The organism is Kitasatospora sp. NPDC041917 (genome assembly GCF_055589745.1).
Map to the genome: position 1 here is coordinate 241,289 of NZ_JBVJBI010000005.1, position 8,001 is coordinate 249,289.

The 8,001-nt window shown below is 72.4% G+C and carries 5 protein-coding genes; all 5 read right to left on the reverse strand.

What is annotated here, in order from left to right; all coding sequences use genetic code 11:
- Nucleotides 1-275 precede the first annotated feature (275 nt).
- The 5 genes from ACZ6EM_RS08445 to ACZ6EM_RS08465 are packed head-to-tail and all read right to left on the reverse strand — an operon-like array spanning nucleotide 276 to nucleotide 7,924.
- Nucleotides 276-2,879, reverse strand: a complete 2,604-nt coding sequence (locus ACZ6EM_RS08445; protein WP_465772059.1) for a response regulator — start codon at nucleotides 2,877-2,879, stop codon at nucleotides 276-278.
- A gap of 37 nt (nucleotides 2,880-2,916) precedes the next feature.
- Nucleotides 2,917-3,462: a heme NO-binding domain-containing protein gene (locus ACZ6EM_RS08450; RefSeq protein ID WP_465772060.1), complete on the reverse strand. Its 546-nt coding sequence runs from the start codon at nucleotides 3,460-3,462 to the stop codon at nucleotides 2,917-2,919.
- Between the two features lie 23 nt (nucleotides 3,463-3,485).
- A complete protein-coding gene (locus ACZ6EM_RS08455; protein ID WP_465772061.1) occupies nucleotides 3,486-3,902 on the reverse strand; it encodes a nuclear transport factor 2 family protein in 417 nt (138 codons plus the stop codon).
- A 30-nt stretch (nucleotides 3,903-3,932) separates the two neighbouring features.
- Nucleotides 3,933-5,060 carry a phosphopantetheine-binding protein gene (locus ACZ6EM_RS08460; protein WP_465772062.1) on the reverse strand — a complete coding sequence of 376 codons (1,128 nt, stop codon included), beginning with the start codon at nucleotides 5,058-5,060 and terminating at the stop codon, nucleotides 3,933-3,935.
- A gap of 5 nt (nucleotides 5,061-5,065) precedes the next feature.
- Nucleotides 5,066-7,924 (reverse strand): type I polyketide synthase, encoded by a 2,859-nt coding sequence (locus ACZ6EM_RS08465; protein WP_465772114.1) that lies wholly within the window; start codon nucleotides 7,922-7,924, stop codon nucleotides 5,066-5,068.
- Between the last annotated feature and the right edge of the window lie 77 nt (nucleotides 7,925-8,001).

Consider the following 8,001-nt stretch of genomic DNA (forward strand, 5'->3'; position numbering starts at 1 on the left):
CCGGACAGGTGAGTTCCGCGGAGCCGGGGTCGCCGTGAGCCGGCCCCGGCGGGTCGGAGTCCGAAGTGCTCGACGGCCCGTTCGGCGACTTCGTCGGGCTCCAGGCGGGTGTTGTCGATCAGCAGGTGCGCACCCGGGATGTGCGCGAAGTCGTCGGACACGCGCCCGACGACGCGCCGTCAGGACGACGACGGTCAGCGGTCAGCGGCCGGGCGAGCCCGATCGCGCGGCACCGGCCCGCGCGGTGTGCGCGGGCCGGTGCCGCGCGGGGCCCGTCACTCCACCGGCCGGGTGCCCAGGTCCGCGCTGCCGGACCGGGCCTCCAGGTCGGCGAGGACGCCGAACAGCTGGCTCTTGGCCCGCAGGAACTCGTCGTTGACGTCCTGCACGTCGAAGCTCTCGGTGGTTCCCGCGCGGGCCCTCTTCTCGATGTCCTCCGCCAGGCCGGACAGGGGTCCGGCTCCCAGGGCCCGGGCACTGGACTTGAGCGTGTGGGCGGCTCGCAGGGCTTCGCTCGGGAGTCCGTGCGCGATGGTGGAGATCAGCCCCGGGGCGTCGTCGACGAACAGCTGGGCGAGCTCCACGACCGATGACGTCCCGCCGATCTCGTCGCACAGTCTGGCCAGGACGTCCGGAGTGACGGAGGCGGCCGGCGGGGCGGCTTCGGCGGGGGCGACCGCCGTCCCTCCGGCGGCGGGTGCGCGGCTCAGGGCCGCGGCCAGGCCGTCGCTCTTGATCGGCTTCGCCAGGTAGTCGTCCATTCCCGCGGCGAGGCAGGCTTCGCGGTCGCCCTGCATGGCGTTCGCCGTCATGGCGATGATGTAGGGGCGGCGACCGGATCCGATCACCTGATTGATCTTCCGTGACGCTTCGAGGCCGTCCATGACGGGCATCTGGACGTCCATGAGCACCACGTCGTAGTCGCCGTCCCGGACGGCGTCGACGGCCTGGCTGCCGTCCTCGACGATCTCGGCGACGTAGCCGAGTTTCTTCAGCAGCAGTACGGCGAGCTGCTGGTTCACCGCGTTGTCCTCGGCGAGCAGGATCCGCAGATCGGTGGGCTCCCCGTTCACCGGGGCGGGCGGCGCGGTACGGGCCGCCCGCTCTCCCACGATCACGGACAGGAGCGTGTCGTGCAGTTGCGAAGCCCTGAGGGGCTTGGTCAGGACCGCCGAGAACTCCCGGTCGTCGATCGCGTGCCGGGAGGTCGCCAGCGAGGTCGCCAGGATGAGCGGCAGCCGCTGACGGCCGGGGATCCGGTGGATCCGGGCGGCCAGCTCGACGCCGTCCATGTTCGGCATCATCATGTCGAGGACGGCGACGTCGAACGGGTCGTTCGAGGTGAGGATCCGCAGCGACTCCTCGGGGGCGGACGCTTCGGTGGAGAGCATGTGCCAGGAGTCGGCGTGCCGCCGGATCACCTCGCGGTTCAGGTCGGTGTCGTCGACGATCAGCAGGCGCTTCAGCCGCAGGGGCTCTTCGGCGGAGGGCGGCCGGTCGACCGCGCCGACGCCCAGGTCGATGGTGAAGCCGAAGACCGATCCCACCCCGACCTCGCTCCTCACCTCCATGTTCCCGTTCATCATCTCCACGAGACGTTTGCTGATGGCCAGGCCCAGCCCGGTTCCCCCGTACTTGCGCGTGGTGGAGGAATCGACCTGGCTGAAGTTCCTGAAGAGCCGGCCCATGCGGTCCTCGGGGATCCCGATGCCGGTGTCCGAGACGGCGAAGTGCAGCCTCGCCACGGTCGGGTCGCCCGGTCGGTCCCCGGCGGTCTTGACGGTGAGGACGACATGGCCGGATTCCGTGAACTTGACCGCGTTGGAGAGGAGGTTGGTCACGATCTGCCGCAGGCGCATCCCGTCGCCGACCACGCAGTCCGGAATGTCGGGGGCCACCAGGCAGGCGAGATCGAGGCCCTTCTCCGCGGCGCGGGCCGCGATGACGTCGATCGCGGACTCGACGGTGTCGCGGAGCGAGAACTGCCTGTTCTCCAGTTCCAGACCGCCGGCGTCGATCTTGGAGAAGTCCAGGACGTCGTTGATGATGCCGAGGAGGGCTTCGCCGCTGGAGTTGATGATCTCGGCGAAGTTCCGCTGCTCGGGCGTCAGCGCGGTGGCCAGCAGCAATTCCGTCATGCCGATGACGGCGTTCATCGGGGTTCTGATCTCATGGCTCATGGTGGCGAGGAACTCGGTCTTGCTGCGGGCCGCGGTCTCGGCGACCAGGCGGGCGTTCTGCAGTTCCTGCTCCGCCCGCAGGCGTGCGGCCACCCGTGACACCTGGGCGCCGACCTGGCTCAGCAGGGCCGGCAGGATGTCGTCCTGGCCGGCCGTTCCCGGTGGCGAGAAGAATTCGAGCACGAAGAGGACGTCCGATTCGTCGGACACCGGAAGCGTGAGGAACCGGGTCATGCCGAGATCGCGGCAGGGTGCCAGGTAGTCGACTCCGTCGTCCCCGGCGCCGATCTCGCCCGCCGCGATGTCACGGGTCAGCAGGGCGCGGCCCGCGGGCCCGTGTCCCGGCGGGACGGTGAGGGTGCCGGTTTCCCGGAGGGAGCCCAGCTGCCAGGGGTCGGCCGCCCACCAGTGCCGCGGATGCGAGGCGAGCACCCCGTGGTCCGGGACGAGCGACAGCGCGTGGCCGACCGGGAATCCCGCGAAGACGCAGACGCCCTTCACGGCGGCGAGGAGCGGGCCGTTCATGTCGACCGCGTTGTTGCAGGCCGCGGCGACGGATTCGAGCAGTTCCAGGCCACGCTGTTTCCTGAGCTCCTGTTCCTTCGCGTCGTGCAGCTTGCGAATCATCTCCTCCGATATCAGCTCGGCCTGCCGCCGGGCGTCGCGTTCCTTCCGGAGCAGGTCCTCCAGGAGGGTCACGTGCCGATCCGCATCCCGCTGATGCTCCACTGCGCACTCACCCCTGTCGCGTGAGGGTGACCTCGAAGACGCACTCCGGGTCTCCTCGTCCGGTGCAGCTGGACTGGTCGATCCTGACGTCCTCCCCGAAGTGCTCGGCCGCCCCTTCGATGAGTCCTTCGCCGAACGCGCACAGCTGCCGTTCCGAGCTGTAGCTCATGACGAGGACACCGCTGGCGGGTGTCTCGAACCTGAAGCTGGGCACGGCGGCCCCGGGATACAGGCGCCGCACTTCCGGATGGATGATGTCCTCCAGGGTCAGCAGGAACGTCCGGGCGGAGCTGTGCCCGGCGAAGAACATCGGGTACCGTTCGGCGAAAATCGGCAGGGCTTCGCGGCCCAGCCAGCGGACGACCTCCGTCTCCGACTTCCCGAACATGGGCGCCGCGGCGGCCACGATGCTCATGAACTCCTCGTCGGGGTAGTTGCCGAGCGAGGTGTACGTTCCGTCGACGCCGGAGGCGTCGATCAGTTCCCCCCAGGCCAGCAGCCCGTACTGCCGGGAGACCACCTCGTTGAGGAGGTCGAAGACGACGCCCTTCATGCTGCCTCACCTCCGCTTTCCGGTCAGCCCTGGATCTGCCCGAGCTGGGAGAGCATCGTCATGACGTCCCAGTAGTAGACGGCCTCGGACATGAGGCCGTCCGCGTCCAGCGCGGCGATGACCGCGACCGACACCGAGAACGTCCGGCCGACGCTCTCGGCGTTCCACACGCCGGTGACCTCGTTCACGACGGTGCCGGTCATGGTGAAGACGAACGCACCGCGGTCGCCGGCGGAGAACGCGTCGTCGAGGCTGGCCGTCAGGTCCGCGTTGGTCATCCAGGACGTGTACAGCTCGTGGACCTTGTCGCGGCCGTGGAGTTCGCAGTTGATGCCGGGCTCGGCGTAGTGCACGTCCCGGCTGTAGCAGCCGGCCGCTGCGTCGATGTCCTTCCGGTTGACGGCGTCGATCAGTCGCGCGAATACCTTGGTGTCCGTCATCGGGGTTCCCTCCGGGTTCATGGGCGGCGGTCAGATCCAGCGGGCGGCGATGTCCGCGGCCTCGGCCGCGTGGGCGACCATGACCGAGTAGTGGTCGGCCGCCAGGTCGGCGCTCTCCAGGCTGTCGGGCCACCGGTTGTTCAGCCGGACGCCGTCGGTGTACGGGAGCGGTTCGGTGGCGCGGATGGAGTACGTGGGGGCGGCCGTGCCGGGGAGCGGGTGGCCCCGGAGCATGCTGTAGTGCCAGCCGAAGGCGGTGAGCGCGGGGGTCTCCAGCGAGACGATGTCGGGCCAGGACTCCAGCAGGGACTTCGTGCCGCCGTTGAAGACCTCGTCGGACAGGTCCTCGGGGACGGGGGTGTCGATCAGCAGGACGGCCTCCGGCCCCGCGCCGCGGGACTCCAGTTCGGCGGCCACCAGCCGGGAGGCCCAGCCGCCGGAGCAGTACCCCACGAGCACGAACGGGGCCCCGTCGGCGCAGCGCTCCACCGCGGGGGCCATGGCCCGGCCCAGGGCGGCGGGCGACTCCGGGACGGCGTCGGGGCGGGCGTAGCCGGGGTAGCGCAGCGCGTGGACGTCGTGGAGGCCGAGGAAGCGCCTGGCGAAGCGGCTGTAGGTGAAGTTGCCGAGGAACGGTCCCAGCGAGTCCAGGCAGATGATCTTCTTGCTCTCCGGTCCGCGGGAGAGGCGTGCCGGGGGCGGCGGAGGGCCGGCGTCGTCGGCGCCGCTGTAGCGGGGGCGCAGGCGGGCCGCGGCGGCCAGGAAGTCGAGTGCTTCGACGGCTCTGCCCTCCTCGACGGTCTTCCGGAAGATGTCGCCGATGCCGTCGGCCGCGGGCGGGGCGGTGGCCGGCGCCTCCTGGCCCTGCCGGGCGAGCGAGGCGCAGAGGAAGGCGGCGAGGTCGGCCGGGGTGGGGTTCTCGCCGACCACGCCGAGTTCGAATTCGAGGCCGGTTGCCTTTTCGAGGCCGTTGACCAGCCGGACGGTCATCAGCGAGTCGAAGCCGAGCTCCTGGAAGAGCTGGTCGTCGTCGATCTCCTCGACCGGCAGGTCCGAGATCGCGGCGGCGTGTTCCTTCACCAGCGCGATCATCGGTTCGAGCCGCGGGGGCGCGGAGGCGGGGGACGCGGGGGAAGCGGTGGCGGATTCCTGGTTCATGGTCGTCATCCGGTGGGATCGGGGGACGGTGGTGTGCCGCCGTCCGGCGGGGTGGGAGCGGAGGGGCGCGTGGGCCCGGGCCCGGGTGCGAGCCAGTAGCCGCGGCGCTGGAACGGATACGTCGGGAGGTCCGCCGGGAGCGCGGACGTGCCGGGGAGCGCGGGCGTCCAGTCGACCGGGGCCCCGGCCACCCAGAGGGCGGCGAGGGACAGCAGGAACGAGGTGGGCTCGTCGGCGTCGAGGCCGAGCGTTCCGGTGACGGTGACGGTGACGGTGGCCGCCTGGCCCGGCGACGGTGCGCCCGGCGATGCCTCGCCCGGCGACGGCGCGCCGCCGCGGTACGCCTGGTGGTTCTCGGTGATGGCCGGGACCAGGACGGGCTGCGGGCCGAGGTCGACGAAGTGCCGGTATCCCGCCGCCAGCAACGAGCGGACGCACTCGTCGAACCGGACCGGCTCCCGCACGTTGGCGTACCAGTAGCCGATGTCCAGGAGCTGGCGGTCGATCAGCTCGCCGGTGACGGTCGAGTGCAGCGGGATGCGGCCCTTGCGGGGGCGGAGGTCGGTGGCGGCCAGCAGGTCGGAGCGGACGGCCTCGACGGCCCGGGTGTGCGCGGCGACGCGGATGGGCAGCCGGTGCGCGGCGATCCGCTCCGTCCGGCAGTGGTCGAGCAGCCGCTCCAGGGCGTCGTCGGGGCCCGCGACCACCACGGACGAGGGGCTGTTGACGGCGGCGACGGACAGCGGGGCGTGCAGCGCCGAGAGCAGTTCCGCGGCGCGCTCGGGGGACAGCGGGAGGGTCACCATGCCCCCGGTGCCCGCGATCCGGCCGAGGGCCCGGTCGCGCAGGGCGACCAGGGAGGCCGCGTCGTCGAGGGTGAGGGCGCCGGCGACGTGGGCGGCGGCGATCTCCCCCTGGGAGTGCCCGATGACGAGATCCGGTTCGACGCCGTGGTGGCGCCAGAGTGCCGCGAGGGCGACCGAGGTCGCGAAGAACAGCGGCTGGACGAGCTCCGGCCGCTCCAGCTCCGCCGTGGTCGCCGCGTCGCCCAACAGGTCGGACAGGCTGCGCCCGGTGTGCGGGCGCATGGCCCGGTCGCAGGCCTCGAACGCCTCGCGGAAGACGGCCGAGTCGTGGAGCAACTGCCGTCCCGCGGTCGACGACTCGGCGCCCTGGCCGGGGAAGACGAAGACCGTGCCACCGGGTTTGCGGGCGGCCGTGCCGGACACCAGGTGCCGGTGCGGGCGGCCCTCGGCGAGCGCGCGCAGGGCGTCGAGGAGCCGGGTGCGGTCGGCGGCGACGACGGCCGCCCGGTGGCGCAGCCGGGCGCGGGTCGTGGCGAGGTCGTGGGCGGCGTCGGCGGGGTGCAGCCCCGGGTGGGCCTCGGTGTACGCCGCCAGGACCGCGCCCTGGGCTTCGAGGGCGGCGGCGTTCCTGGCGGAGATCAGCCAGGGGACCGCACCGTCGCGGCGGGGCGGTTCGGCGGGCGGGCTCCCGGCCGGGGGAGCCGCTTCGAGGACGAGGTGGGCGTTGGTGCCGCTGATGCCGAAGGAGGACACCGCCGCGCGCGCGGGCCGTCCGGTGTCGGGCCACGGTCTCGGGCCGGTGAGGAGCTCGACGGCGCCGGAGTCCCAGTCGACGTAGCTGCTCGGCCGGTCGAGGTGGAGGGTGCGGGGGGCGGTGCCGTGCTGGATCGCGAGGAGCATCTTGATGACGGAGGCGACGCCGGCGGCGGCCTGGGTGTGGCCGATGTTGGACTTGAGCGAGCCGAGCAGCAGCGGCCGGTCCGGCGGGCGGCCGCGGCCGTAGGTGGCGAGTACGGCCTGGGCCTCGATCGGGTCGCCCAGTCTGGTGCCCGTCCCGTGCGCCTCCAGGACGTCGACGTCCGCGGGGGTGAGCCCGGCGTCCGCCAGGGCCCGTCGGATGACCTTCTGCTGGGCCGGACCGCTGGGCGCGGTGAGGCCGTTGCTGGCGCCGTCCTGGTTGACGGCGCTGCCCCGGAGCACGGCGCGTACGGGGTGGCCGTGGCGGCGGGCGTCGGAGAGGCGCTCCAGGACCAGCAGGCCGGCGCCCTCGGCCATGCCCATGCCGTCGGCGGTGTCGGCGAACGCCTTGCACCGGCCGTCGGCGGCCAGGCCGCGCTGGCGGGAGAACCCGATGAAGGGACGCGGTGTCGCCATCACCGTGACGCCGCCGGCCAGCGCCAGGTCGCACTCGCCCGCGCGCAGGGCCTGACGGGCGAGGTGGATCGCGACCAGCGAGGACGAGCAGGCGGTGTCGACGGAGAGCGTGGGGCCCTCCAGTCCCAGCAGGTAGGCGATGCGGCCGGAGACGACGCTGGTGGCGCTTCCGGTGACGAGGTGGCCCTCGACCCGGCTGTCGTCCCACCAGGCCTCCCCGTAGTCCTGCCAGGACACCCCGGCGTAGACGCCCGTGTCGGTGCCGCGCAGTGCGGAGGGGTTGATGCGGGAGCGTTCGAGGGCCTCCCAGGCCACTTCGAGCAGGATGCGCTGCTGAGGGTCCATCGCGAGAGCTTCGCGCGGGGTGATGCCGAAGAACCCGGCGTCGAAGTCCTGCGGGCGGGAGAGGAATCCGCCGTGCGTGGTGGTGGAGGTGCCCGAGCGGTCGGGGTCCGGGGAGTACAGCTCGTCCAGCGGCCAGCCCCGGTCGTCGGGGAAGGCGCCGACGGCGTCGCGGCCCTCGTCGACGAGCTGCCACAGCCCGGCGGGCGAGTCGACCCCGCCGGGCAGCCGGCACCCGCACCCGATGACGGCCACCGGATCGCCGGAGCCCGCCTCGGCGGCCTTCAGGCGGTCACGGAGCCTGTCTATCTCGGCGACGGCGCGCTTGAGGTAGGTGCGGATCTCCTCCTGTTCCGCCATGGTTCGGTCCTGCCTTTCGCGTGGGTGGGGGGAGGGGCCGGGGGCGCGCCGGGCCGGCC